The sequence below is a fragment of the Klebsiella ornithinolytica genome (assembly GCF_030505655.1).
GTDB classification, from domain to species: domain Bacteria; phylum Pseudomonadota; class Gammaproteobacteria; order Enterobacterales; family Enterobacteriaceae; genus Klebsiella; species Klebsiella ornithinolytica.
Genome location: NZ_CP130153.1, coordinates 302,976 through 327,689, shown reverse-complemented (window position 1 = coordinate 327,689; position 24,714 = coordinate 302,976). Strand labels below are relative to the sequence as shown.

27 protein-coding genes are annotated in these 24,714 nt (G+C 59.1%); 19 read left to right on the top strand and 8 right to left on the bottom strand.

The window, feature by feature from the left end; translation table 11 throughout:
- The first annotated feature begins 366 nt into the window (after nucleotides 1-366).
- The 18 genes from Q1L34_RS01485 to acpT all read left to right on the top strand — a co-directional run bounded on the left by Q1L34_RS01485 (nucleotide 367) and on the right by acpT (nucleotide 15,321).
- Complete coding sequence (locus Q1L34_RS01485; protein WP_004868592.1) at nucleotides 367-756, top strand: hypothetical protein; 390 nt, start codon at nucleotides 367-369, stop codon at nucleotides 754-756.
- 495 nt (nucleotides 757-1,251) lie between these two features.
- Nucleotides 1,252-1,974 carry a beta-ketoacyl synthase chain length factor gene (locus tag Q1L34_RS01480; protein WP_004868593.1) on the top strand — a complete coding sequence of 241 codons (723 nt, stop codon included), beginning with the start codon at nucleotides 1,252-1,254 and terminating at the stop codon, nucleotides 1,972-1,974.
- On the top strand, nucleotides 1,971-2,786 hold the full coding sequence (locus Q1L34_RS01475) for a lysophospholipid acyltransferase family protein (protein ID WP_004868595.1): 816 nt from the start codon (nucleotides 1,971-1,973) through the stop codon (nucleotides 2,784-2,786). The genes Q1L34_RS01480 and Q1L34_RS01475 overlap by 4 nt, the downstream gene beginning before the upstream one ends.
- Nucleotides 2,767-3,024 carry a phosphopantetheine-binding protein gene (locus tag Q1L34_RS01470; protein ID WP_004868598.1) on the top strand — a complete coding sequence of 86 codons (258 nt, stop codon included), beginning with the start codon at nucleotides 2,767-2,769 and terminating at the stop codon, nucleotides 3,022-3,024. The genes Q1L34_RS01475 and Q1L34_RS01470 overlap by 20 nt, the downstream gene beginning before the upstream one ends.
- Nucleotides 3,025-3,034: 10 nt before the next feature.
- Nucleotides 3,035-3,286 (top strand): acyl carrier protein, encoded by a 252-nt coding sequence (locus Q1L34_RS01465; RefSeq protein ID WP_004868599.1) that lies wholly within the window; start codon nucleotides 3,035-3,037, stop codon nucleotides 3,284-3,286.
- A gap of 5 nt (nucleotides 3,287-3,291) precedes the next feature.
- On the top strand, nucleotides 3,292-3,873 hold the full coding sequence (locus Q1L34_RS01460) for a COG4648 family protein (protein WP_004868602.1): 582 nt from the start codon (nucleotides 3,292-3,294) through the stop codon (nucleotides 3,871-3,873).
- A complete protein-coding gene (locus Q1L34_RS01455; RefSeq protein WP_327204341.1) occupies nucleotides 3,870-5,228 on the top strand; it encodes an AMP-binding protein in 1,359 nt (452 codons plus the stop codon). The genes Q1L34_RS01460 and Q1L34_RS01455 overlap by 4 nt, the downstream gene beginning before the upstream one ends.
- On the top strand, nucleotides 5,215-5,568 hold the full coding sequence (locus Q1L34_RS01450; RefSeq protein WP_004868605.1) for an ApeI family dehydratase: 354 nt from the start codon (nucleotides 5,215-5,217) through the stop codon (nucleotides 5,566-5,568). The genes Q1L34_RS01455 and Q1L34_RS01450 overlap by 14 nt, the downstream gene beginning before the upstream one ends.
- Complete coding sequence (locus Q1L34_RS01445; protein ID WP_069476377.1) at nucleotides 5,559-7,250, top strand: glycosyltransferase family 2 protein; 1,692 nt, start codon at nucleotides 5,559-5,561, stop codon at nucleotides 7,248-7,250. The genes Q1L34_RS01450 and Q1L34_RS01445 overlap by 10 nt, the downstream gene beginning before the upstream one ends.
- A 3-nt stretch (nucleotides 7,251-7,253) precedes the next feature.
- Nucleotides 7,254-7,676 carry an acyl-CoA thioesterase gene (locus Q1L34_RS01440; protein WP_004868610.1) on the top strand — a complete coding sequence of 141 codons (423 nt, stop codon included), beginning with the start codon at nucleotides 7,254-7,256 and terminating at the stop codon, nucleotides 7,674-7,676.
- Nucleotides 7,673-8,278: an outer membrane lipoprotein carrier protein LolA gene (locus tag Q1L34_RS01435; protein ID WP_004868611.1), complete on the top strand. Its 606-nt coding sequence runs from the start codon at nucleotides 7,673-7,675 to the stop codon at nucleotides 8,276-8,278. The genes Q1L34_RS01440 and Q1L34_RS01435 overlap by 4 nt, the downstream gene beginning before the upstream one ends.
- Nucleotides 8,247-10,571: an MMPL family transporter gene (locus Q1L34_RS01430; RefSeq protein ID WP_327204340.1), complete on the top strand. Its 2,325-nt coding sequence runs from the start codon at nucleotides 8,247-8,249 to the stop codon at nucleotides 10,569-10,571. The genes Q1L34_RS01435 and Q1L34_RS01430 overlap by 32 nt, the downstream gene beginning before the upstream one ends.
- Nucleotides 10,568-11,152 carry a DUF3261 domain-containing protein gene (locus Q1L34_RS01425; protein ID WP_004868615.1) on the top strand — a complete coding sequence of 195 codons (585 nt, stop codon included), beginning with the start codon at nucleotides 10,568-10,570 and terminating at the stop codon, nucleotides 11,150-11,152. Before Q1L34_RS01430 ends, Q1L34_RS01425 begins: the two co-directional genes overlap by 4 nt.
- A 1-nt stretch (nucleotide 11,153) precedes the next feature.
- Nucleotides 11,154-12,323, top strand: a complete 1,170-nt coding sequence (locus tag Q1L34_RS01420) for a beta-ketoacyl-[acyl-carrier-protein] synthase family protein (protein WP_004868618.1) — start codon at nucleotides 11,154-11,156, stop codon at nucleotides 12,321-12,323.
- On the top strand, nucleotides 12,320-12,796 hold the full coding sequence (locus Q1L34_RS01415) for a hotdog family protein (protein WP_048022864.1): 477 nt from the start codon (nucleotides 12,320-12,322) through the stop codon (nucleotides 12,794-12,796). The genes Q1L34_RS01420 and Q1L34_RS01415 overlap by 4 nt, the downstream gene beginning before the upstream one ends.
- Complete coding sequence (locus Q1L34_RS01410) at nucleotides 12,793-13,524, top strand: 3-ketoacyl-ACP reductase FabG2 (protein WP_004868621.1); 732 nt, start codon at nucleotides 12,793-12,795, stop codon at nucleotides 13,522-13,524. The genes Q1L34_RS01415 and Q1L34_RS01410 overlap by 4 nt, the downstream gene beginning before the upstream one ends.
- The gene (locus Q1L34_RS01405; protein WP_015585577.1) at nucleotides 13,521-14,750 is read left to right on the top strand and encodes a beta-ketoacyl-ACP synthase; all 1,230 of its coding nucleotides are present in this window, start codon (nucleotides 13,521-13,523) and stop codon (nucleotides 14,748-14,750) included. Before Q1L34_RS01410 ends, Q1L34_RS01405 begins: the two co-directional genes overlap by 4 nt.
- A 1-nt stretch (nucleotide 14,751) precedes the next feature.
- Complete coding sequence (acpT, locus tag Q1L34_RS01400) at nucleotides 14,752-15,321, top strand: 4'-phosphopantetheinyl transferase AcpT (RefSeq protein ID WP_048022859.1); 570 nt, start codon at nucleotides 14,752-14,754, stop codon at nucleotides 15,319-15,321.
- A gap of 1 nt (nucleotide 15,322) precedes the next feature.
- Here the strand turns inward: acpT and arnF are convergent, their stop codons facing one another.
- The 8 genes from arnF to Q1L34_RS01360 form a co-directional block, all read right to left on the bottom strand.
- Entirely contained in the window at nucleotides 15,323-15,706 is a 384-nt protein-coding gene (gene arnF, locus Q1L34_RS01395) for a 4-amino-4-deoxy-L-arabinose-phosphoundecaprenol flippase subunit ArnF (RefSeq protein WP_004868628.1), read from the bottom strand.
- Nucleotides 15,706-16,044 carry a 4-amino-4-deoxy-L-arabinose-phosphoundecaprenol flippase subunit ArnE gene (gene arnE / locus Q1L34_RS01390; RefSeq protein WP_004868642.1) on the bottom strand — a complete coding sequence of 113 codons (339 nt, stop codon included), beginning with the start codon at nucleotides 16,042-16,044 and terminating at the stop codon, nucleotides 15,706-15,708. The genes arnF and arnE overlap by 1 nt, the downstream gene beginning before the upstream one ends.
- Nucleotides 16,041-17,696 (bottom strand): lipid IV(A) 4-amino-4-deoxy-L-arabinosyltransferase, encoded by a 1,656-nt coding sequence (gene arnT / locus Q1L34_RS01385; RefSeq protein WP_004868643.1) that lies wholly within the window; start codon nucleotides 17,694-17,696, stop codon nucleotides 16,041-16,043. Before arnT ends, arnE begins: the two co-directional genes overlap by 4 nt.
- The gene (arnD, locus tag Q1L34_RS01380) at nucleotides 17,693-18,595 is read right to left on the bottom strand and encodes a 4-deoxy-4-formamido-L-arabinose-phosphoundecaprenol deformylase (protein WP_097357803.1); all 903 of its coding nucleotides are present in this window, start codon (nucleotides 18,593-18,595) and stop codon (nucleotides 17,693-17,695) included. The genes arnT and arnD overlap by 4 nt, the downstream gene beginning before the upstream one ends.
- On the bottom strand, nucleotides 18,592-20,577 hold the full coding sequence (gene arnA, locus Q1L34_RS01375; RefSeq protein ID WP_015585575.1) for a bifunctional UDP-4-amino-4-deoxy-L-arabinose formyltransferase/UDP-glucuronic acid oxidase ArnA: 1,986 nt from the start codon (nucleotides 20,575-20,577) through the stop codon (nucleotides 18,592-18,594). Before arnA ends, arnD begins: the two co-directional genes overlap by 4 nt.
- On the bottom strand, nucleotides 20,574-21,557 hold the full coding sequence (arnC, locus tag Q1L34_RS01370; RefSeq protein ID WP_100663201.1) for an undecaprenyl-phosphate 4-deoxy-4-formamido-L-arabinose transferase: 984 nt from the start codon (nucleotides 21,555-21,557) through the stop codon (nucleotides 20,574-20,576). The genes arnA and arnC overlap by 4 nt, the downstream gene beginning before the upstream one ends.
- Nucleotide 21,558: 1 nt before the next feature.
- Nucleotides 21,559-22,698, bottom strand: coding sequence for a UDP-4-amino-4-deoxy-L-arabinose aminotransferase (gene arnB / locus Q1L34_RS01365; protein ID WP_004868647.1), 1,140 nt, complete (start codon nucleotides 22,696-22,698; stop codon nucleotides 21,559-21,561).
- A gap of 367 nt (nucleotides 22,699-23,065) precedes the next feature.
- Nucleotides 23,066-23,599, bottom strand: coding sequence for a phenolic acid decarboxylase (locus Q1L34_RS01360; RefSeq protein ID WP_160873409.1), 534 nt, complete (start codon nucleotides 23,597-23,599; stop codon nucleotides 23,066-23,068).
- A 97-nt stretch (nucleotides 23,600-23,696) separates the two neighbouring features.
- Here Q1L34_RS01360 and Q1L34_RS01355 point away from each other — a divergent pair, with 97 nt between their 5' ends.
- Nucleotides 23,697-24,557 (top strand): LysR family transcriptional regulator, encoded by an 861-nt coding sequence (locus tag Q1L34_RS01355; RefSeq protein ID WP_327204339.1) that lies wholly within the window; start codon nucleotides 23,697-23,699, stop codon nucleotides 24,555-24,557.
- The last annotated feature ends 157 nt before the right edge of the window (nucleotides 24,558-24,714 follow it).

The following is a 24,714-nucleotide window of genomic DNA, read 5'->3' as shown; positions in this document are numbered from 1 at the left end:
GGTCAGCGGAGTGAACGGACGTCGCCAACACACATGCCACTGGCAATCTACGACATATTTATTTAAATACCGTCAGCGATATACCTGAATATCCCCCGCGAATTAACGGTCTGGCGAATAATAATGTCAAGGGTATAAGCTTCGGGAATTCCCGCCATGCCGTTAAAATTCAACCTCATCAAACCATTCATTATCACTCATAACTGCTGGTGGCCTCGCTCGCTATCCTTTATGATGAAAACCGTCTCATCTTAAGACAACACGGAAATCCATACCGGATATTTATCCGGAACGATATGGCGACTGACATTCATTTTTAACGTCAGCCATTTCATTGTATTACCGGTAATTTGACAGGGAGTGTTCATGAAAAAGTATGTGCAGTGGTTCGCCGCTATTGCGGTTGCAGGCGCGTTGGCCGGCTGTGCGCGCACCGCGCCGGTGGAGCAAATCCAGACCGCCGTGAGCGCCGGTCATACTGAGGATCAGGTGAAACAGGCCATTCTGCGGGCCGGCGTGCAGCGCCAGTGGATCATGTCGCAAACCGCGCCTGGCGCGATCGCCGCGCGTCAGCAGGCTCGCGACCATGTCGTTGAGGTCCGTATTAATTACTCCGCCAGCGGTTATTCTATTCACTACGTCAGCAGCAGCAATATGATGGCCTCCGGTGGGAAAATCCATAAAAACTATAACCGCTGGGTCCACAATCTGGATAAAGATATTCAGGTAAATTTAGCCGCTGGTTCGAGCCTGTGATTGTCCACGTCATCTCAGCCCATCATTGATTCAGGAGTCAGCGCGCAAATGCTGACTCCTGAAGAGGAACAGGATCAGAGACTATTCTGATGCGAGACCGGTTTCGGCATTATCCTATGTATTCGTTTGCCACCCGGTAGAATATGTGGCGGAAATGTCAGAGTCAGGTCACAGACCTGTTGATGGAATAACAGAATATCTCTCTCAGGCGCGAATAGTTACCATAATAAATTGCGCTGGCATGTGAAAATATCGAAAATACGCCCTGACTTCGCCGCATAAATTGCCATACGGTGAATACGCTTGCCGATATGTCCTCAGTCTCATTCTGAGGCCGGATATCCGGTCGGCCAAAAGCGGAACGGTAAACAATCCAGGCCGGTAATACATCGTTGGTCCAGGCGTTAGCCATACTGTATACGCGTGCCACAACAAAAATAAAAAGTGCCGTTAAAAATGGCACTAAGATCACCGATTTATCGCGGATACGCGTTGATGAAATTTGCACTAAACATAGTTGACTGGCAGGGCAGAGCCCCGGGAATGAGCGAAGCGACACAGTGGCAGCAATGGTCACGGCATCCGCACGCCTTCGATCCCTCAGCCCCGCAGGCAAAATTAACCGAATTACCGATGATGACCGCCAGACGTCTTAGCTCCGGCAGTAAACTCGCCGTTGAGTGCGGGCTGGCAATGCTGCGCCGTCATCAAATCGACGCCATACTGTACACCAGTCGCCACGGCGAACTTGAACGCAATTATCGTATTCTCCACGCCCTGGCGACGCAGCAGGCCATCTCCCCGACCGACTTTGCCCTCTCCGTCCATAATTCGGCGGTGGGCAATCTGACGATTGCCGCACAGCGGCCGATCGTTTCCTCCTCTCTGTCGGCCGGGCGGGATACCTTCCAGCAAGGGCTATGCGAAGTCATGTGCCTGCTGCAGGCAGGTTATCAGCGGGTATTAATGGTGGATTTCGACGGCTACCTGCCCGAGTTTTATCATCCGCAGCTATCGCCAGAAATGCCGACCTGGCCCTATGCGCTGGCGCTGGTGATTGAAGCCGGGACGGCGCTGCGCTGTGTCACCCGTCGCGGCGAAACGTCCGCAGAGACCGCGCTACCGCAAAGCCTGTTATTTTTACAACACTATTTGCAGGACAGCCCCACCTTTACCCTGCCCGGCGAGCGCGTGCAGTGGCAATGGAGCCGCGCATGAACCCTATCCTGGCACGTCTGAACCGGGTCTGGCGGGGAGCCATGACCGGCGTCTGTTTCGCCTTGTTCGGTCTTGGTGGACTGCTGCTGTCCCTCATCTGGTTCAACCTGCTGCTGATCGTTATCAGGAACAAACCCCGTCGCCGTCGCCTGGCGCGGCGCAGCATTGCCGCCAGTTTCCGCCTCTTTTTGGCGGTGGTCAGAGCCGTCGGCGTGCTGGATTACCGCATTGAAGGCGGTGATATTCTACGCCAGGAGCGAGGCTGTCTGGTGGTGGCCAACCATCCCAGCCTGATCGACTACGTGATGCTGGCTTCGATCATGCCGGAAACCGACTGCATGGTAAAAAGCAGCCTGCTGAAGAACCCGTTCGTCAGCGGCGTGATTCGCGCAGCGGATTATCTGCTTAATGACCAGGCGGATTCGCTGCTGCCCGCCAGTCTGAGCCGCCTTCAGCAGGGGGATACCATTTTGATTTTCCCCGAAGGCACGCGGACGCGCCCCGGTGAACAGATGACGTTACAGCGCGGCGCGGCCAATATTGCCGTGCGCTGCGCCAGCGATTTACGGGTCGTGACAATCCGCTGCAGCGAGCACATGCTTGGCAAGCAGTGCAAATGGTACGATGCGCCGCCCACCAAACCTCTGTTTACGATTGAGGTGCGGGAGCGGATACGTATCAACCAGTTTTTCGATGCCAGCTCACAGACGCCATCGCTGGCGGCACGGCAGCTAAATCGGCATCTTTTGCTTCAATTACAATCAGGTACTACGCCTACTTCAGGAATTAATGATGCAAGCGCTCTATCTTGAAATTAAAAATCTCATAATTACTACGTTGAATCTGGAAGAACTGTCGGCTGACGACATTGACACCGATGCGGCACTCTTTGGCGATGGCCTGGGTCTGGATTCCATCGACGCCCTGGAGCTGGGGCTGGCGGTAAAAAACCGCTACGGCGTGGTGCTCTCCGCCGAAAGCGACGAGATGCGCCAGCATTTCTTCTCCGTTGCCACCCTGGCCGCGTTTATCGACGCTCAACGTACCTGAGGCTCGCCCCATGACTGAATCACATGATATTTATGCCGACGTCTCGGCACTGCTGGTTAAGCTGTTCGAGATCGATCCTGAAGACATCAAACCGGAAGCGCGGCTGTACGAAGACCTGGAGCTGGATAGCATCGACGCGGTCGATATGATCGTCCACCTGCAGAAGAAAACCAGCAAGAAAATCAAAGCAGAAGAATTTAAAGCCGTGCGTACCGTGCAGGATGTGGTTGATGCCCTCGAACGCCTGTCCCGGGAAGCCTGATCCGCATGTCGGGGGCACTTCCACGCAAGGGTATTCTGCTGCTGACAAGCCTGCTCCTGCTGGCCTGGCCTGGCGTCATCTGGCTGGGCCTCGCGCATAACAGCCTGCGCTGGCTGCTCCCTTTAATGGCGCTGCTGCTCTATTTACGCCTGCGCCAGACCCGGCGGCAGGCGGGTCCGCTGCGCATCGTCACCCAGGTGGTCGCGCTGGCGGGGATCGCCCTCTGCGTGGCCAGCACACTGCTGAAAACGCACCAGCTGCTGCTGTTTTACCCGCTGGTGGTCAACGCCGTGATGCTGGCTGCGTTCGGCGGTTCGCTGTGGACAACCATGCCGCTGGTGGAACGCCTGGCCCGCATACGAGAGCCTCACCTCCCCGCCGCCGCCGTGCGCTATACCCGTCGGGTCACGCAGATCTGGTGCCTGTTTTTTATCGTCAATGGCAGTATCGCCCTCTTGACGGCGCTGTACGGTGATATGGCGCTCTGGACCGCGTGGAACGGCATGATCGCCTATCTGCTGATCGGCGCCCTGATGGCCGGAGAGTGGCTGGTACGCCGTCGGGTGATGAAGCGAGAATCCTTATGATGCCGCCTCTTTCTGTGGTCCGCTGGCTGAGTGCCCCGCGTTCGGCCGACACCCTCGTGGCCTGGCGGGGAGACCAGTTCTGGACATTGGGTCATCTGCGCAATGACGTTGCGCGCTGCGTGGAGCGGCTGCAGCAGCACCAGGGTCAACGCTGGGCGCTCTGTTTTGACGACAGCTATCTGTTTCTGGTCGCGCTGCTGGCCACGCTGCATGCCCACAAAACGCCGGTGATCCCGGGGCACAGCCGCCTCTCTCAGCTGGAAGAGCAACGCGCGCTGTTCGATGGCGTGCTCAGTGAAAAGCCCCTTGGCTGGAGCGGCCCGACATGGGTCATCAGCCGTTCCCGACGCTCTCCCACGCAGACGGTCACCTTTCACCCGCTGGCTGATGACGCCGCCATTGAGCTGTTCACCTCAGGTTCGACGGGGCAACCGAAGCGAATTATCAAATCGCTGGCCGTTCTCGACCACGAGGCTGAACTGCTGGCCACGCACTTTGCCGACCGGCTGGCCGGCTGTCGTATTGTCGCGTCGGTAGCACCCCAGCATCTTTACGGCCTGACCTTTCGCATTTTCCTGCCCATGGCGCTCGGCCTGCCGCTAGACGCGGCAATGCTGAATTATGCCGAGCAACTCAGCGCGCTGGATCCCCGGCATCGCTATGCGTTTATCAGCAGTCCGGCCTTTTTGAAGCGCCTTGACCCCAGACTGAATCCGCCGCCGGTGGCGATCTTGTTCTCTGCCGGCGGAGTACTGCCCTGGGAGCAGGTGACCGGGGCGAACGACTGGCTTAAATGCAGGCCGGATGAGATTTACGGCAGTACCGAAACCGGCATCCTTGCCTGGCGCTGCCGCGAGCAGGAGCAAGGCGACTGGCGGCCTTTCCCCGGGGTCAGCTTTCTCCCCGAAGGCGAAGCGTTTCGCGTATTTTCGCCGCTGATTGCCCATCAAGATGGCCTGCTACTCGACGATACCCTGCAATTCACCGATGACGGACAGTTTCGTCTGGCCGGACGCCGGGGACGGGTGGTTAAAATTGAAGAAAAGCGGATTTCACTCAGCGAAATTGAACAGCGCCTGCTGGAACTGGAGGGAATTCAGGACGCGGTGGCTTTACCCGTCAGCCGCGGTGGCCGCCAGGCCATCGGTGTCCTGCTGGTGCTCAATGACCATACCCGTCAGAAGTGGCAATCCGCCAATAAACCCCTTGAGCAGGCGTGGCGACGAGCGCTTCGGCCAAAGCTTGAGTCGGTCGCCATTCCCCGCTACTGGCGCATTATCGACGAGATCCCGGTGAACAGCATGAACAAGCGCGTATATGCGCAATTACAGGAGTTATTTCATGAAACCCCATGAAATTGAAGGGAATCAGGCGCATCAGCAGCAGGTTGAGATTGTCTTGTACCTCGATCCGGGCCTTTTCTGGTTTAGCGGCCATTTTGCCGTACAGCCGCTGCTGCCCGGCGTTGCCCAGCTGGACTGGGTCATGCATTACGCCACCACGCTGCTGGCGCCAGGCTGGCGGTTCCACAGCATTCAGAACGTCAAATTCCAGGCGCCGCTCCTGCCGGATGCGACCGTCACGCTCACCCTGCACTGGCAGGAAGCGCGCCAGATACTCACCTTCAACTATCAGCGCCACGATGGCGAAGCGCGACATATCGCCAGCAGCGGGAAAATCCGTCTATGTCAGTAACCTTCGCGCCCTGTGTGGTGATCCCTTGCTACAACCACGGCGCGATGATGCCCCGGGTACTGGCCCGTTTACGGCCCTGCAATCTGCCGTGCATTGTGGTCGACGATGGCAGCGACGCGCCGACGCGCCGGGTGCTGGAACAACTGGCGGCGCAGGATCCCGGGTTGACGCTGATTCGCCTGACGGAAAATGCCGGCAAAGGCGCGGCGGTGATCCGCGGTCTGCAGGCCGCAGCCGCGGCGGGTTTCAGCCACGCCGTGCAGGTGGATGCCGACGGGCAGCACGCCATTGAGGATATTCCACAACTGCTGACCCTCGCGCAAGCGCACCCGACCGCGCTGATCTCCGGGCGTCCCGTTTACGACAACACGATCCCCCGCTCACGCCTCTATGGCCGCTGGATTACCCACATCTGGGTGTGGATAGAAACGCTCTCGCTCCAGTTGAAAGACAGTATGTGCGGCTTTCGCGTCTACCCGATTGCGCCAACGCTACAGCTGGCGCAGCGCGTGGCGCTGGGTAAACGGATGGATTTCGATACCGAAGTTATGGTGCGTCTCTACTGGCAGGGTAATGACAGCCATTTTGTTGCGACCCGCGTGACCTATCCCGCGGACGGGCTGTCTCATTTTGATGCGCTTAAGGACAACTGTCGCATCTCGTGGATGCACACTCGCCTGTTCCTCGGCATGCTGCCGCGTATCCCTTCCCTGCTGTTTCGCCGTCGGACAATCCACTGGGCGCAGCAGCAGGAGGTCAAAGGGCTGTGGGGAATGCGTCTGATGCTGCTGGTCTGGCGACTGCTGGGGCGTAGGGCGTTTTCGTGGCTGCTCTACCCGGTGGTGGCCGTCTATTGGCTGATCGCGCACCGCGCCCGTCAGGCCTCGCAAAACTGGCTGTCGCGCGTGCGCGTGCAGCTTACCGCCCGTCAGCAGCCGCTGCCCGCGCACCTCAACAGCTATCGCCATTTTCTGCGCTTTGGCGAGGCGATGCTCGACAAAATCGCCGGCTGGCGCGGCGAATTACGCTTCGGACGCGATGTGGTTTTCGCTCCCGGAGCGGAAGAAGCGCTCAGCAACAGGACTCCCGGCGGCAAGCTATTGCTGGCCTCCCATCTCGGCGATGTCGAGGCCTGCCGGGCGCTGGCGCAATTGCAGGGCGGTCAGGTCATTAACGCACTGGTGTTTAGCGATAACGCCCGCCGCTTTAAACAGATCATGGAGGAGATGGCGCCGCAGGCCGGGATCAACCTGATGCCGGTGACCGATATCGGCCCGGAGACCGCGATGCTGCTCAAAGAGAAGCTGGAGCGGAACGAATGGGTGGCTATCGTCGGCGACCGCATCGCCGTGACGCCCCAGCGCGGCGGCGAATGGCGCGTCTGCTGGAGTGAGTTCATGGGACAACCCGCGCCTTTCCCGCAGGGGCCGTTTATTCTGGCGTCGATCCTGCGCTGTCCGGTGCAGCTGATTTTTGCGCTGCGCCAGCAGGGCAAACTGCATATTCATTGCGAACCCTTCGCCGACCCGCTGACGCTGCCTCGCGCAGAACGCCAGGCGGCGTTACAGCATGCCATTGACCGCTATGCACAGCGCCTTGAGCACTACGCGCTGCAGTCGCCGCTGGACTGGTTCAATTTTTTCGATTTCTGGCAGCTGCCGGATGCCAAAGAGAAGGAGTAAAGGGTGCTTAACGATCCCCGTTTTACTGCCGAGGTAGAGCTGACCGTACCGTTTCACGACGTCGATATGATGGGCGTGGTGTGGCATGGCAACTACTTTCGCTACTTTGAGATTGCCCGCGAGGCGCTGCTCAATCAGTTCAACTATGGCTACCGCCAGATGAAAGAATCCGGCTATCTGTGGCCGGTGGTGGATACCCGGGTGAAATATCGCGACGTGCTGACCTTTGAACAACGTTTTCGCGTGCGCGCCCGGATAGAAGAGTACGAAAACCGGCTGCGCATCGGCTATGAAATTTTCGCCGCCGACAGCGGAAAACGCACCACCACCGGCTATACCATCCAGGTCGCCGTGGAGGAGAAAAGCCGTGAGATGAGCTTCGTCAGCCCGGACATCCTGTTTGAGCGCATGGGGGTGAAGCCATGAGATGGTGGCCCCTGCTGGCGCTGCTGATTAGCCCGTTGCTCAGCGCCCTGACGCTTGACGATCTGCAGCAGCGCTTGACCGAACAGCCGGTGATCCGCGCCCACTTCGATCAAACCCGTACCATTAAGGATCTGCCGCAGCCGCTGCGATCCCAGGGCCAGATGCTGATCGCCCGCGACCAGGGGCTGCTGTGGGATCAGACCGCCCCGTTCCCGATGCAGCTCCTGCTGGATGATAAACGGATGGTACAGGCGATCGGCGGCCAGCCGCCGCAGACGATCACCGCCGAGAACAACCCGCAGATGTTCCAGTTCAACCATTTGCTGCGCGCGCTGTTTCAGGCCGACCGTCAGGTGCTGGAGCAGAACTTCCGCGTCGAGTTTGCCGATACCGGCGAAGGGCGATGGACCCTGCGCCTGACGCCGAAAACCACACCGCTGGATAAAATCTTCGCCACCATCGACCTGGCGGGCCAGCGCAACCTGGAAAATATTCAACTCAATGATAAACAAGGCGATCGTACCGATATCGTCCTCTCTCAACATCAACTGACGCCCGCGCAACTGACCGATGACGAACGACAACGATTTGCTGCACCGTAACCGCCGGAGCATCGCGCTGCTGTGGGGCTGCGTCTGCCTGCTGATGCTGGGCGTTCTGCTGACGCTGCTGCCGCAATCGCGGGTCAACAGCAGCGTGCTGGCGATGTTGCCGAAGCAGACCCTTGGCGCTATTCCCCCGGCCCTGAACGATGGCTTTATGCAGCGGCTGGACCGGCAGATAGTCTGGCTGGTGAGCCCCGGCAAGCAGGCCGGTCCTCAGGCGGCAGGCGAATGGCTCACTCTCCTTCAGCAATCGAACGCTCTCGCGGACGTGAAAGGCCCAATGGATGCCGCCAGCCAGCAGGCGTGGGGAACCTTTTTCTGGCAGCACCGCAACGGGCTTATCGATGATGCCACCCGCGCTCGCCTGCAAAACGGCGGCGCGGCGCAGGCGCAGTGGGTCCTCTCCCAGCTCTACTCCGCCTTTTCCGGCGTCAGCGGCAAAGAGCTGCAAAACGATCCGCTGATGCTGATGCGCGGCTCGCAGCTGGCGATGGCGCAAAACGGCCAGCGTTTGCAGCTCAAAGACGGCTGGCTGGTAACCCTGGATAAGCAGGGAAATGACTGGTATCTGATCCACGGCGAGCTGGCAGGTTCCTCATTCGATATGCAGCAGACGCACCGCGTCGTGACGACCCTCGCGGAGCTGGAAGAGCAATTAAAAGCGCGCTACCCGCAGGCACAGGTGCTCACCCGCGGGACGGTGTTTTACAGCGACTACGCCAGCCAGCAGGCGAAGCAGGATATCTCCACCCTCGGCATCGCCACGCTGCTTGGGGTGATCCTGCTTATCGTCGTGACCTTCCGTTCGCTTCGGCCGCTGCTGCTGTGCGTGATTTCCGTCGGCATTGGCGGGCTGGCGGGCACCGTCGCCACGCTGCTGCTGTTTGGCGAACTGCATCTGATGACGCTGGTGATGAGCATGAGCATTATCGGTATCTCCGCCGACTATACGCTGTACTATCTCACGGAACGTATGGTCCACGGGCATGATGCCACGCCGTGGCAAAGCCTTGCCAAAGTCCGCCGCACGTTGCTGCTGGCGCTGCTGACGGCCGTGGTGGCCTATCTCATCATGATGCTCGCCCCCTTCCCCGGTATTCGCCAGATGTCGGTGTTCGCCGCCGTCGGACTGAGCGCCTCCTGCCTGACGGTGATTTTCTGGCATCCGCTGCTGTCCCGCGGTCTGCCGGTTCGCCCGGTGCCGGCGATGGGGCTCATGCTTCGCTGGCTGGCGGCATGGCGACGCAACAAAAAACTGTATATTGGCCTGCCGCTGACGCTGGCGCTCTTCTCGCTGGCCGGTATCGCCACCCTGCGGGTCGATGACGATATTTCACAGCTCCAGGCGCTGCCGCAGCATCTTCTGGCCGAAGAAAAAGCGATCGTCGCCCTGACCGGCCAGAGCGTTGATCAGAAATGGTTCGTGGTCTACGGTGCGACGCCGCAGCAGACGCTGGAGCGGCTGGAGGCCTTTGCACCTGCCCTTGCCGAGGCGAAACGTCAGGGGATGCTCAGCGGTTATCGCACGCTTCCGCTCAATTCGCTGGCCCGTCAACGCCAGGATCTGGCGCTGCTCAACGCGGCAGCACCGGCGGTCACCGCCGCGCTGCAAAACGCCGGGCTCAAAACAGTCGATGCGGATCTGTCGGCCATGCCGGTCACGGTCGATGACTGGCTTGCCAGCCCGGCCAGCGAAGGCTGGCGCCTGCTGTGGCTGACGCTGCCAGCGGGCGAGAGCGGCGTGCTGGTTCCGGTTGACGGCGTGAAAACAAGCGCGGCGCTACGGGCCCTGAGTGAAAAGCAGCCCGGCGTCGCGTGGGTAGACAGAAAAAGTGCCTTTGACGAACTGTTTACTCTCTATCGCCATATTTTGACGGGACTGCTGGTCGTTGCGCTGGCGGTCATCGCCTGTGGCGCCATATTGCGTCTCGGCTGGCGCAAAGGGTCGATCGGCCTGGTGCCCTCCGTGCTGTCGTTAGGCTGCGGGCTGGCAGCCCTCGCCTTCAGCGGCCACCCGGTGAACCTGTTTTCACTGCTGGCGCTGGTGCTGGTGCTGGGGATTGGTATCAACTACACCCTGTTTTTCAGCAACCCGCGCGGAACGCCGCTGACGTCGCTGCTGGCCATCATCCTCGCCATGATGACCACCCTGTTGACCCTCGGCATGCTGGTCTTCAGCGCCACCCAGGCCATCAGCAGTTTTGGCATTGTGCTGGTCAGCGGTATTTTCACCGCTTTCCTGCTCTCCCCGCTGGCGATGCCCGGTAAAAAAGAGAAAAAAAGACGATGATCAAACACAGACTCTGGTGCGCCGCGGCGCTGGCCGCCACCTTCATCCTCGCCGGGTGCAGCCACTCGTCCAGCCCCGGGCAAGGGCGACCGCAGGCATGGCTGGAGCCGGGAACCCGCGTGACGTTACCGGCGCCAGGCATCACCCCGCCGCTGAATGCCCAGCAGCTGCTTACCGGGCGTTTTCACGGCCAGACTCAGTCGCTGCTGGTGATGCTCAACGCGGATGAGCAAAAAGTCACTCTCGCCGGTCTCTCATCGATGGGGATCCGCCTGTTTCTTGTGACCTATGATGAAAAGGGGCTGCACACCGAGCAGTCTATCGTCGCTCCGCAGCTGCCGCCGGCAAGTCAGGTGCTGGCCGATGTGATGCTCAGCCACTGGCCTGTCGCCGCCTGGCAACCGCAGCTGCCGGAGGGCTGGACCCTGATCGACACCGGCGACCGCCGCGAGCTACGCAACGCCCGCGGGCAGCTGGTGACGGCGATCGCCTACCTCAACCGGCAGGGTAAGCGCGAGCCGATCGGCATTGAGCAGCGGGCCTTTAAATACCACATCACCATTCAATATCTGGGTGACTGAGATGATCTACATTTCTGCTGTCGGCATGATCAATGCGCTGGGTGACAACTGCGATGAAATCGCCGCGAATCTGACGCGCGGCATTGCCCCCGGTATGCGCCCGCGTCCGGGCTGGCTAGAGGGACAGCCCGCAGCGGTACTCGGCGGCGTGGATGCCGTCCTGCCTGCCATTGCCGATGATTTTGCGGCCCACCGATCGCGTAATAACCAGCTGCTGCTGGCGGCGCTAACCCAGATCCGTCCCCAGGTCGACGAGGCCATCGCGCGCTTCGGAAGCGACCGCGTCGCGGTGGTGCTCGGCACCAGCACCTCCGGCCTCGACGAGGGCGATATTCACGTGGCTGCCACGCTGAACGGCGGGACCAGCGCCGGCTGGCAATATCCGCAGCAGGAGCTGGGCGATCCGTCGCGCTTTCTGAGCCACTGGCTGGCGCTGGACGGCCCGGCGTTCACCCTCTCCACCGCCTGCTCCTCCAGCGCCAGGGCCATTATCAGCGGGCGACGGCTGATTGAAGCCGACCTCGCCGACGTGGCTATTGTCGGCGGCGCCGATACGCTGAGCCGGATGCCGGTGAACGGTTTTCATAGTCTGGAGTCCCTTTCGGTGACGCGATGCCAGCCCTTTGCCCGCGACCGCTGCGGGATCACCATCGGTGAAGGGGCGGCGCTGATGCTGCTGACGCGCGAGCCGCAGCCGATCGCGCTGCTGGGCGTCGGCGAATCAAGCGATGCGCACCATATTTCGGCCCCGCATCCGCAGGGCGAAGGCGCCATCCGCGCCATTACCCAGGCGCTTGACGATGCCGGCATCACCGCCGGGGCGGTGGGCTATATCAACCTGCACGGCACCGCCACGCCGCTTAACGATCGGGTGGAGTCGCAGGTCGTGCAGCAGCTGTTTGGCGACACCGTGCCGTGCAGCTCAACCAAACACCTCACCGGACATACTCTCGGCGCCGCCGGGATCACCGAAGCGGCAATAGGTATGCTGATTTTGCAGCGTCATTTGCCACTGCCGGCGCAGGATTTCAGCCTCTCGCCGCGCGACCCGGCGCTGGCGGAGTGCGGTATCATCGCGACGTCGCAGCCTCTGGAACGCCCGCTGATTTTGTCCAACTCATTTGCTTTTGGCGGCAACAACGCCAGCATTTTGCTCGGGAGACTTTCATGAGCCATTACCTGGCGCCCGGCGCCTATCTGCCGCACGATGCCCCGATGCTGCTGCTCGAAGAGGTGCTGGAGGTGTCCGAGGAAACGGCCACCTGCCGCGTGACCGTCGCCTCCGGGGGCGTACTGACGCCGTTTCTTGATGCCAACGGCGATCTGCCGGGCTGGTTTGCGCTGGAGCTGATGGCGCAGACCATTGGCGTCTGGTCCGGCTGGCATCGTCATCAGAAAAACCTGGGCAACATCGCCCTCGGTATGGTGCTGGGAGCCAGAGAACTGGTGTGCGCCGCCGGCGTTCTGCCCGCCGGGCAAACGCTGACCATCGCGGTCAGCTTATTAATGCAGGATGAACGTTTCGGTAGCTTCGACTGCACGATCTGCTGCGGGAATGACACGCTGGCAACGGGCCGCATCAACACCTTCCAGCCCACCCAGGAAGAGTTAACGACGCTTTTTAATCAGGGAGAGAAACCATGAGTCGTTCCGTATTAGTGACCGGTGCCAGCAAGGGTATCGGGCGTGCCATCGCCTGCCAGCTGGCGGCCGATGGCTTTATTGTCGGCGTCCATTATCATCGTGACGCAGAGGGTGCGCAGGAGACGCTGAAGAGCATCCGCGCCGCCGGGGGAGCGGGCCGGACATTGAGTTTTGATGTCGCCAACCGTGAGCAGTGCCGCGAGGTGCTGGAGCAGGATATCGCGACTCATGGGCCGTGGTACGGTGTGGTGAGCAATGCCGGCATTACCCGGGATGGCGCCTTCCCGGCGCTCAGCGACAGCGACTGGGATGCGGTGATCCACACCAATCTCGACAGTTTTTATAACGTCATTCAGCCATGCATCATGCCGATGATCGGCGCCCGCCAGGGCGGACGGATTATCACGCTCTCTTCGGTGTCAGGCGTCATGGGCAACCGCGGGCAGGTTAACTACAGTGCCGCCAAAGCGGGCATTATCGGCGCGACCAAAGCGCTGGCCATTGAGCTGGCAAAACGCAAGATCACCGTCAACTGCATTGCCCCAGGGCTGATTGATACCGGGATGATCGCCATGGAAGAGGCCGCCCTCAAAGAGGCGATGTCGCTCGTTCCGATGAAACGCATGGGTCAGGCCGAAGAAGTCGCCGGACTCGCCAGCTATTTAATGTCGGATATTGCGGGCTATGTGACGCGTCAGGTGATTTCCATCAATGGAGGTATGCTATGACTCGTCGCGTCGTCATTACCGGTATGGGCGGCGTCACCGCCTTCGGCGAAAGCTGGCAGGCGGTATCCGCCAGGCTACAGGCCTACGAGAACGCCGTGCGCACAATGCCGGAGTGGCAAATCTATGATGGTCTGCATACGCTACTCGGCGCCCCCATCGACGATTTCACCCTGCCGGAGCACTATACGCGCAAGCGCATTCGCGCCATGGGCCGCGTCTCGCTGATGTCCACCCGCGCCAGCGAGCTGGCGCTGGAGCAGGCCGGACTGACTGGCGAGGCGGTTCTCACCAATGGCGAAACCGGTATTGCCTACGGCTCCTCTACCGGTAGCACCGGTCCGGTCAGCGAATTCGCGACCATGCTGACGGAAAAGCATACCAATAACATCACCGGCACGACCTACGTCCAGATGATGCCGCACACAACCGCAGTGAACACCGGCCTGTTCTTCGGCCTGCGCGGGCGGGTCATTCCCACCTCCAGCGCCTGCACCTCCGGCAGCCAGGCGATTGGCTATGCCTGGGAGGCGATTCGTCACGGCTATCAGACCATCATGGTGGCCGGCGGCGCTGAAGAGCTGTGTCCGTCGGAAGCGGCTATTTTCGATACGTTGTTCGCGACCAGCCAGCGCAACGATGAGCCGAAAACCACACCATCGCCGTTCGATGAAGCCCGTGACGGTCTGGTGATTGGCGAAGGCGCCGGTACCTTTGTGCTGGAAGAGCTGGAACATGCCAAAGCCCGGGGAGCGACGATTTACGGTGAAATCATTGGCTTCGCCACCAACTGCGACGCGGCGCATATTACCCAGCCGCAGCGGGAAACCATGCAAATTTGCATGGAGCAATCGCTCAGAATGGCCGGTTTAAGCGCCCAGGATATTGGCTATATTTCGGCGCACGGCACGGCGACCGATCGCGGTGATATTGCCGAGAGCCAGGCCAGCGCCGCCGTGTTTGGCGACCGCGTTCCGATCTCTTCGCTAAAAAGCTATTTTGGCCATACCCTGGGCGCCTGCGGGGCGCTGGAAGCCTGGATGAGCCTGCAAATGATGCGGGAGGGCTGGTTTGCCCCTACGCTCAACCTGCGCCGGCCGGACCCGCAGTGCGGCGAGCTGGATTACATTATGGGCGAGAGCCGCCGGATTGATTGCGAATTTATCCAGAGTAATAACTTCGCCTTCGGCGGGATCAATACGTCCATCATTATTCAGCGCTGGCCCTGATATGTATCGACTTTTCCTGGGAAAAATCTCGACGTTAAGCACCCGGCCTCTGCCGCATAAGCTCGCGGCTCAGGCGCCGCAGGGCAGTCGTCGCGCAAGCTGGCTGGCGGGCCGGGTCCTGTTAGCGCAGGCGGTGTCGCCGCTGCCTGAGATTATTTACGCTGAACACGGTAAACCGGGGTTCTCCGGCGAGACGGGACTCTGGTTTAACCTCAGCCACAGCGGCGATGATATCGCCCTGCTGCTCAGCGATGAAGGCGAGGTCGGCTGCGATATCGAAGTGATTCGCCCTCGCCCGAACTGGCGCAGGCTGGCTAACGCCATTTTCAGTCCTGGGGAGCATGCGGAAGTAGAAGCGGAGCATCCGGAGCGGCAGCTCGACGCCTTCTGGCGTATCTGGACGCGCAAAGAAGCGATGGTTAAGCAGCGCGGCGGCAGCGCCTGGCAGATTGCCAGCGTCGACAGCACGCGCGGCGCGGCGTTCCCGGTCAGTCAGATCCAGCTTGCCAATCTGAGTCTGGCGGTCTGCACACCAACGCCGTTTGCGTTGAAGGCCGACAGGATCCGCTGACTCAGGTTTTGCGCTTCGCCGGCCAGAAGATTGTCAGCACGCCGGCGATGATAATCAGCACCCCCAGCAGGGAGCGCCAGTGGAAAGGTTCATGCCAGCCGGGCAGCCAGATAGCGGCGGCCCAGACCAGAATATAGCTCAGACTGAGTAGCGCGTAGGCTTTGGCCAGCGGCAGCTGATGCAGCGCAAAGTACCAGCAGACCATCGACAGCAGGTAGCCGCTCAGTCCCAGCCCCAGGCCGATAGTTCCGGCACGCAGATGGAAAAGATGATTGAGAAACGCGAACAGGTCACTCAGCGGCGGCAGCTCAACCATCGCCCCGCGCAGCAGAAGCTGTGCGGCGCTGACCAGCCCGACGCTGAATAACGCCCAGATTAAGCCCATCAGACGCTACTCCCGAGCACCACGATGCCGACCACAATCAGCCCGACGCCGACCCAGTGCCGCCGGGCTACCGGCTCTCGCCAGATCCCCCAGGCCGCTAACGTCACCCAGACAAAATTGAGGCTCAGCATGGGATAGGCCACGCTCACCGGAATGGATTGCAGCACGCTCAGCCACAGCAGCATACCGCCGCCGAGCGCCAGCAGCGCAAGGCCCAGCCAGCCGAGAATATGGCGGCCGCGCCGCCGTGATTTAGACGGGCGCGTCGCCTGCTTCTGGCACAGCTGCCCGGCGCAGCTTAACAGGCTCGCCAGCGCCAGGCAGATCCAGGTACTCATTGCGGCAGATACTGGAGAAACACAACCCGCTCCAACACGTAGGTGTTGTCAGGTTTCGGTAGAGGTAAATCGGCCATGTTTTCTCCTTTGTCCATCAGCAGCACCAGCGATACCGGTCCTTCCTGGCGATGCGCTGCCAGCCAGCTGGCAAACTCACTCTGGCTCACAAAGCCATTCTTCGCATCCGGCCAGTCTAAACCGTACTTCAGTTCGCCCTGCTTGTCATACATGATGATATCGTTACGCTTGAGTTCCCACGCCAGACCGGCGGCAATGCCGACGTTGTTGCTCAGCACATAGCGGCTTGGCGCCAGCGATTCACCAATGATATCTACCATGAACTGCGGCTGCTTACTATCAATCACCCGGTCAGGAATGGCAAAGCCAATCAGCAGCGCCAGCCCCAGGGGACAGCAGGCGGCTAATGTCCAGCGACGGCCGTTATCTTTCATCGCCAGCCAGCCCATCAGCGCCCAGACGGCAAACGCAATCGCCGCCAGCAGACATTTATACAGCTCAATCTGCGTCCAGACCGGTTTATGCATCACGCCCCACGGCGACACCACCAGCACGGCAATCAGACCCACCAGGCCAAAGACCAGGTTGATGAGGCCGTTAATACGCAGCGCCTTCGCTCCCGCCTTCGCCGCATCCAGCCCATAGCGAGCCATCAGAATCGACAGCGGCCCGAAGCACGGCAGAATGTAGGTCGGCAGTTTCCCTTTGGCGATACTGAAAAACAGGAACGGCATCGCCACCCAGCCAAGCAGATACAGCGCGCCGCGCACGTCATCGCGCTCGCTCCAGCCGCGCTTCAGCGCCCCGGGCAGCAGCGCCAGCCACGGCAGACTTCCGGCGAACAGGAACGGGATGTAATACCAGAACGGCGCCTTGTGTTGGGCATCTTTCTCGGCAAAGCGTTGAATATGCTCCACCCAGAAGAAATAGCGCCAGAAGTCCGGTTCGCGTTTGGCGATAGCCAGGCCCCAGGGCAGCACCGTCAGGATACAGACCCCCACCGCCAGCCAGCCGTAGGTCAGCACTTCACGCCAGCGCTTCTGGGCAATCACCCACGGCAGAACCCCGACAACCGGCACCGCCAGCGCCAGGAAGCCTTTGGTCATCACCCCCATTCCACAGGCCGCCCCCAGCAGCGCGTAGCCGATGATTTTACCGTTTCGGGTCTGCGCCTGAGCGGCGCCCCAGAAACTGCACATCGCCAGCGCCATCCACAGGGTGATCATCGGGTCCAGCACCGCATAGGTGCCAATACCGTAGACCAGCAGTGCGGTCAGGAAGATCACGGCGGACAGAATCGCCACCCGTTTGTCCTGCCAGATGCGCCATGCCAGCCACGCAATCAGCAGCGCGGTGACGCTAATGGAGAAGACCGAGCCAAAGCGCACGGCAAAGTTATTGTGGCCAAACAACCACTGCCCGATGCTGTTAATCCAGTATCCGGCAATTGGTTTTTCAAAATAGCGCAGCCCGAGAAAATGCGGCACCACCCAGTCACCGGACGCCAGCATCTCGCGGCTGATCTCCGCATAGCGCGTTTCATCAGGCTGCCAGAGCAGTCGGAAATTCAACGGAAGTAGATAATACAGCGCAAATAACACCACTAAAGAGACGCTATAACGAATGCTTTTCATACGTCCTGACTCAATAATTGTTCACGCCCAAGCCAGCCTTCCCGGCCGGCCAATTCACCGCGAACCACTTTACCCAGCGGCAGCTCGCTAAAATCTGCGGGCAGCAGTTGGCTCAGCGGGCAAAACTGGATTTCTTCCTGTGCGACCATCGTCAGCAGTTCATCAAACTGCTGCGCGAAGGCAATGCCTTCCACTTCAGCATGAATGGTGTAGACCGGCGTACCGCTATCCCGGTGAATACAATCCAGCAGATAGCGATTGAAGCCCCCGGCATCGACGCGACTGCCGACCACTTCATCCCAGGTAGGCAGCGTAACGGGGATCTGCACCGTACCTGTCACCTTATCGCCCAGCAACGGCAGGAAGGGGCGCGAGCCCCGGCAGTCGCTGTTGTAGAGGAAATTGAAGGACTCTTTGGCTTTAATCACCCGCTGATCCGCGCGCCAGCCCGCCACCGCGGAACAGGTGACCGACCGGCCGATGATCCGCTCCAGCTCGAGCAGGCCGCGTTCGACCTCCAGCGCCAGCCGTTCCTGTGGCCAGACGCCGCTCCATGCCTGCCAGCTGTAATGATCCCAGGCATGCAGACCCACTTCATGCGCCTGCGCCGTCGCACGGATAACCTCTTCATTACCCGCGCCAATCCGTCGCCCAGGCCATGCGGTGCCGGCCAGCAAAATATCCCAGCCGTACAGCGAAGCGGCGTTTGAGCGCAGCATCTTCCACAGAAACTTCGGTTTTATCAGGCGCCATAAATGGCGCCCCATATTGTCCGGCCCAACGCTGAAGAAGAAGCTTGCCTGAACCCCGTGCTGGCCCAACAGGCTCAGCAGACGCGGTACCCCGTCCCGGGTACCGCGAAAGGTATCGACATCTATGCGTAAGCCGACCTGTTTCATGATGTCTTGTCGTCCACCAGCTCAACCGTACGCAGGAAGAAGTCGAGCGTATGCTCCACGGTTTCTTCCATCGGAACCGTCGGCGTCCAGTTCAGACAGCGCTTCGCGTTACGAATGCTCGGCTTACGATGCTCCACGTCCTGATAGCCTTTACCGTAGTAATCGCTGCTCTCGACGTCGCGGAAACCGGCGAACGGCGGGAAGTTATTGCGCAGCGGATGACGCTCGAAGCACGCCAGCAGCATCTCCGCCAGCTCTTTAATACTGGCTTCGTTTTCCGGGTTACCGATGTTGATAATCTGCCCGTCGCAGCGGCCGTCTTTGTTCTCGATAATGCGGAACAGCGCTTCAATACCATCGCTAATATCGGTGAAGCAGCGTTTTTGTTTACCGCCTTCGATAAGCTTGATCGGCGAACCTTCAACCAGGTTCAGGATCAGCTGAGTAATCGCACGAGAGCTGCCGATACGTGCGGCATTCAGGTTATCCAGACGCGGTCCCATCCAGTTAAACGGACGGAACAGGGTGAAGCGCAGGCCGGACTTGTCGCCATAGGCCCAGATAACGCGGTCGAGCAGCTGCTTCGATACCGAGTAAATCCAGCGCTGTTTGTTGATCGGGCCCACCACCAGGTTTGAGGTGTCTTCGTCGAAGTTTTTGTCGGTGCACATGCCGTACACTTCGGAGGTCGACGGGAAGATAATGCGCTTATCGTATTTCACACAGTCGCGGATGATCTTCAGGTTCTCTTCGAAGTCCAGCTCGAACACGCGCAGCGGGTTGCGGGTATATTCGATTGGCGTCGCGATGGCCACCAGCGGCAGTACCACGTCGCATTTCTTAATGTGGTATTCGATCCACTCGGAGTGAATGCTGATATCGCCTTCAACGAAGTGGAAGCGCGGGTTGCCCAGGAAACGACCGATCGCGTCCGACCCGATATCCAGACCATAGATTTCATAGTTGTCGTCGGCGAGCAGACGCTCGGTCAGGTGGTTACCGATAAAACCGTTCACGCCAAGGATCAGCACGCGGGTACGGCGTTTAATCGCCACAACCGGCTTGCTGCTCAGTACCGCACCGGATACCAGCCCCAGCGCCTGCGCCAGCTGCGTACCCTGCATGTAAACGCCGCGCTCGGTTTGACCGGTTACGATCTCCAGCGCGCCATCCTGGCAAGCGATCACCAGCGGAGAGGTCGACATCACCGTTCCAGGCTTCGCCGCGGCCAGGTCCTGGCGCACGCGGGATTTCCAGACGATAAATTTATTCGCACCAACATAGCCAAACGCGCCCGGCCACGGATCGGAAACGGCGCGGACCAGGTTATGCAGCGTCAGCGCAGGTTTGTCCCAGTCGAGACGGCCATCTTCCGGCGTACGGCGACCAACGTAGGTGGCCTGGCTTTCATCCTGCGCACGATCCTGGATTTTATCTTCACGAATCGCCGGCAGGGCCTGGTTCAGCAGCTCTGACGCCGCGGCGCACAGCTTGCGATGCAGGGTCAGCGCGACATCATCCGCGCCGATAGCAACCGTCTGCTGCGCCACGATAGCGCCGGCATCCGCACGGCTGACCATGCGATGCAGAGTCACGCCGGTTTCCGTTTCACCGTTAACCAGCACCCAGTTCAGCGGCGCGCGGCCGCGATATTGCGGCAGCAGAGAACCGTGCAGGTTAAAGCCGCCTTTTGGTGCAAGGCTGAGGATATCGTCGCCCAGCATGTTGCGATAGTAGAAAGAGAACAGGACGTCCGGCTTCATGTCGCGAATGCGTTCAATCCACAGCGGGTGGTTAACATCTTCAGGTGCCCACACCGGGATACCTTGTTCAGCAGCAATACGCGCAACCGAGCCAAAGAAATGGTTTTCGCCAGGGTTATCCGGATGGGTGAAAATAGCGGCGATTTCATACCCGGAATCCAGCAGAGACTGAATGCCAGCACAACCCATATCGTGATAAGCGAAGACTACAGCTTTCATGAACGATCTTCCTCTTGAGACGCCGTTTCCGGCTGACGAACAACACGTTGAATAAAGTAGCGGGGACGGGCGCGGACATCGTTATAGATGCGTCCGATATACTCCCCGAGCAGCCCCATGCCGACAAACTGGGCACCGATGAACATGAACAGTACGGCAAACAGCATGAACACCCCTTCCGCCGCCCACTGCGGGCCAAATACCAGTCGCAGGAACACCAGCAGGAAGGCGAAAGCGAAGCCCAGCAGGGCAATCACGCTGCCGAAGACGCTCAGCAGACGCAGCGGCGTGGTGGTCAAACAGGTCACCAGGTCGTACATCAGATTAATCAGGCGCATAAAGCTGTATTTGGAATCGCCAAATTCACGCTCCGCGTGCATCACCGGGATTTCGACCGCCCGGCGCGCGAAGGTATTTGCCAGAATCGGGATAAACGTACTGCGTTCATGGCAATTGAGCATCGCGTCGATAATGTGGCGGCGATAGGCGCGCAGCATGCAGCCGTAGTCCCCCATCGCTTTACCGGTGGTGCGCTGAATCAGGCGGTTGATCATCTTCGACGCGCTTTTACGGAAGAAGGTGTCCTGGCGGTTCTGCCGAACGGTACCGACCACGTCGTAACCTTCGTCCGCCTTCGCCACCAGGCGCGGGATCTCTTCCGGTGGGTTTTGCAGGTCGGCATCAAGGGTAATAATCAGATCGCCGGTCACATGGCTGAATCCCGCCATAATGGCCGAGTGCTGGCCATAGTTGCGGTTAAGCAACACCGCGACCACATGGCTGCCTTCGGATTCAGCAGCCTCGGTCAGCATGCGGGCAGAATCATCGCTGCTGCCATCGTCGACCAGCAGAATCTCATACTGGCGGCCCAGCGTCGCGCAGGCGGCATCCGTACGGCGAATCAGCTCAGGCAGGCTCTCCTGTTCGTTATAAACCGGAATAACGACCGAGACTTTTTTCACGGGTGGGTAAGTAAACATATCAACATCCTGACAGCTGGTGCAGCGCGGAAATGACCCGAGTGACGTCATCGTCGGTCATATCCGGGAACAAAGGGAGTGAACAGATACGCGCGCTGTTCCATTCCGTATTCGGTAAGGAAAGCGTCGGGAAACGCTCGCGGTAATATTTTTGCGTGTGGGCCGCACGGAAGTGCAGGCCGGTGCCGATGCCCATGGCTTTCAGTTTTTCCATCAACGCATCGCGGCTGATTCCGCAGGTCGCTTCATCCACGCGAATAATAAACAGGTGCCAGGCGTGCTGGTGTTCCCATTCCGGTATCGCCAGCGGCTTAAACGGCGTATCCGCCAGCTCGCGCAGATAGCGTTGGGCAATCTCGCTACGACGCTGGTTGGCATGGGCCAGTTTATCCAGCTGTACCAGCGCCAGCGCGGCGTTGATATCGGCCAGATTGTATTTGAAGCCCGGCGAAATCACCTCCGCCTGCGGCGCCCGACCATGCGTCTGACGGTCATAGGCATCGACGCCAAGACCGTGGAATTTCAGGCTACGAATGCGCGATGCCAGCGCATCGTCATCGGTCACGATCAGTCCGCCTTCGGCGCAGGTCATATTTTTAATGGCGTGAAATGAGAAGATCGCGCAGCCGCGACCGCCCACATGTTTGCCCTTGTAATACGTTCCCGCCGCGTGCGCGGCATCTTCAATCACCGGGATACCGTGACGTTCTGCCACGGCGCGAATCGCGTCGATATCCGCAGGCGCGCCCGCGTAGTGCACGGGAATAATCGCTTTGGTGTTGGGGGTAATCGCCGCTTCAACCGCCTCGGCGGTAATCATCAGATTGTCGCGATCGACATCGATCATCACCGGTGTCGCGCCCAGCAGACAGATCATGTTCAGCGTGGAAACCCAGGTCTGGGATGGCGTGATGACTTCATCGCCCGGGCCAATGCCCAACGCCATCAGCGTGACGTGCATGCCACCGGTCGCCGAACTCACCGCCACGGCGTGACGGTTGCCGGTCAGCGTGCAGAATGCCTCTTCCAACGCCTGGTTTTTCGGTCCGGTAGTAATCCAGCCCGATTGCAAAACTTCACGCAGCGCAGCCAGCTCTGCGTCGCCCATCGACGGGCGCGAAAACGGCAAAAATTCGCTCATCATTTTCCTGTTCTGTATATGACCCTTTCAGGGTTGCGGGTCGATAGAAAAAATATCCTGCGCCAGCGGACTTAAACAAAATGAAAATGGAATCTCTTCAATGCCACTTTTCATTCCAGGGTATTTGACGTTATTAAATTTAGACGGGGTTGCTTAGGATAATATTAAGAAATTAATATAATTTGCCGAATAGACAATAATCAATTGTTTTTAAATGGAATTTACAAATGACAACGCGGGGGAAGAGTGGGAAACCGGCTCCCGTTTATGGGCAAAACAGGAGCACGATGTAGTAAAGTAAACAGACATTAAACAGTTAAACAATAAATAGAATTTTATTCTGCAATCTGAATTTCAAAAACACATCTTAGCTCACAAAATCATTTCCGGTAGATGACAAATTTGCAGGAAAGTCAGCCGGTAATTGATTAGCCGGGCAATTAATGACGCTGTTATTATCCGCGCCGCAATCACGTATAAAGGTGATGGTGGCGAACTCGTCAATCACTTCCGTCGGGTAAGCCGGTCCGGCTTCACGGTAAGAAACCATCAGCGGGATATGATCGTTCTGGAAGCAGACGGTTTTTTCCGGATTATTCATCACCCAGCGCGGGAAGAAGATGGTGCCGTGAAACAGTTTGTCGCCGAGGTTTACGATCAGACTCACATCAGTGCCGGTCGGTTCAGTCCAGGAAATTTTGTAGATGCTTTCGCCGACGCGAACGATGTAAGCCTGCTGATCTTTCACCCAACGATTCGCGACGATACCGCTGTGAATGCGGTAATCCAGGGTGTGGGCGTTTTTCACGTAAATTTCGTAATTCCAGCCGTTATCGTAGGTATAAACCAGATGTTTGCCGATAAAACCGCTCAGGTCATGTTGGTCAAATGTGCTCATAATCTGTTCTCCTCTATGTGTTGAGAACAAGCATACTGCTTTAAAAAATGGATTAATAACGCTATGTTTTGATGAAATTCATTCACTTTTTCGATAAATCATGCAAAAAACGACGCTGGAACAGTGGGCCTTGCTGGAAAAAGTCATCGAGCTGGGTAGCTTCGCAAAAGCAGCAGAAGAGACTCATCGCAGCCAGTCCTCGGTGAGCTATAACCTCGCCCTGCTGCAGGAAAGACTGGGTGTCGCGCTGCTGCACCCCTCTGGCCGCCGCGCGGTACTCACTCCGGCCGGGGAGCTGCTGCTAAGCCAGGTAAAACCGCTCCTGCAGGCATTTTCATACGTTGAAACCCGCGCGGCGACCCTGCACAACGGCGCACGAACCCGTCTGGACCTGGTTGTGGACAGTATTTTCCCTCGCGAACGGCTGTTCGCCATTCTGCGCCAGTTTCAGCAACGCCATCCGCAGACTCAGGTGAGGCTGACCGAAGTCCTCGAAAACATGAAAGATGAGCAGGAGGCCCGCAGCGAAGCCGACGTGATGGTACTCACCCGCCGCCAGGATATTACCGGACGCGGCGAATGGCTGATGAACATTGATTTTGTTGCCGTTGCCCACCGGGACCATCCGCTTGCCAGACTGAGCGGCCCCCTCGACGACAGTGCGCTGGCCTCCTGGCCGCTGGTGCGTATCGCCGATCGCAGCGACGACCCGCAGACAGGGCGCGATGCGTGGACATTTTCCACCATTGATGCCGCTATCGATGCGGTGCTCTATCAGGTTGGCTTCGGCTGGCTCCCGGAAGAGCGCATCCGCTCCCGGTTGGATCAGGGTCTGTTGAAAATATTGCCGCTCAGCCACGGCGCCCGACGCGCCACGCCGCTGCACCTGATCGTCAAACGCGATCTGGCGCCCATTGATGAGCAGCTCGCCACGCTGCTGGCGCTGTTCCGGGCGCCCTGAATCGCCCGCTTGCGCGAGCCTTCGGGCCACGAATCCTTTACGTTGTCTCGACCTGGCTGACCGGCAGACAACCTGACGGACGAAGTGGGTATATGAAATTCTTATACTTTCCGTCCTGAGATTGATCCAGGTTAGGCCTGAAGTATGATGAATTATT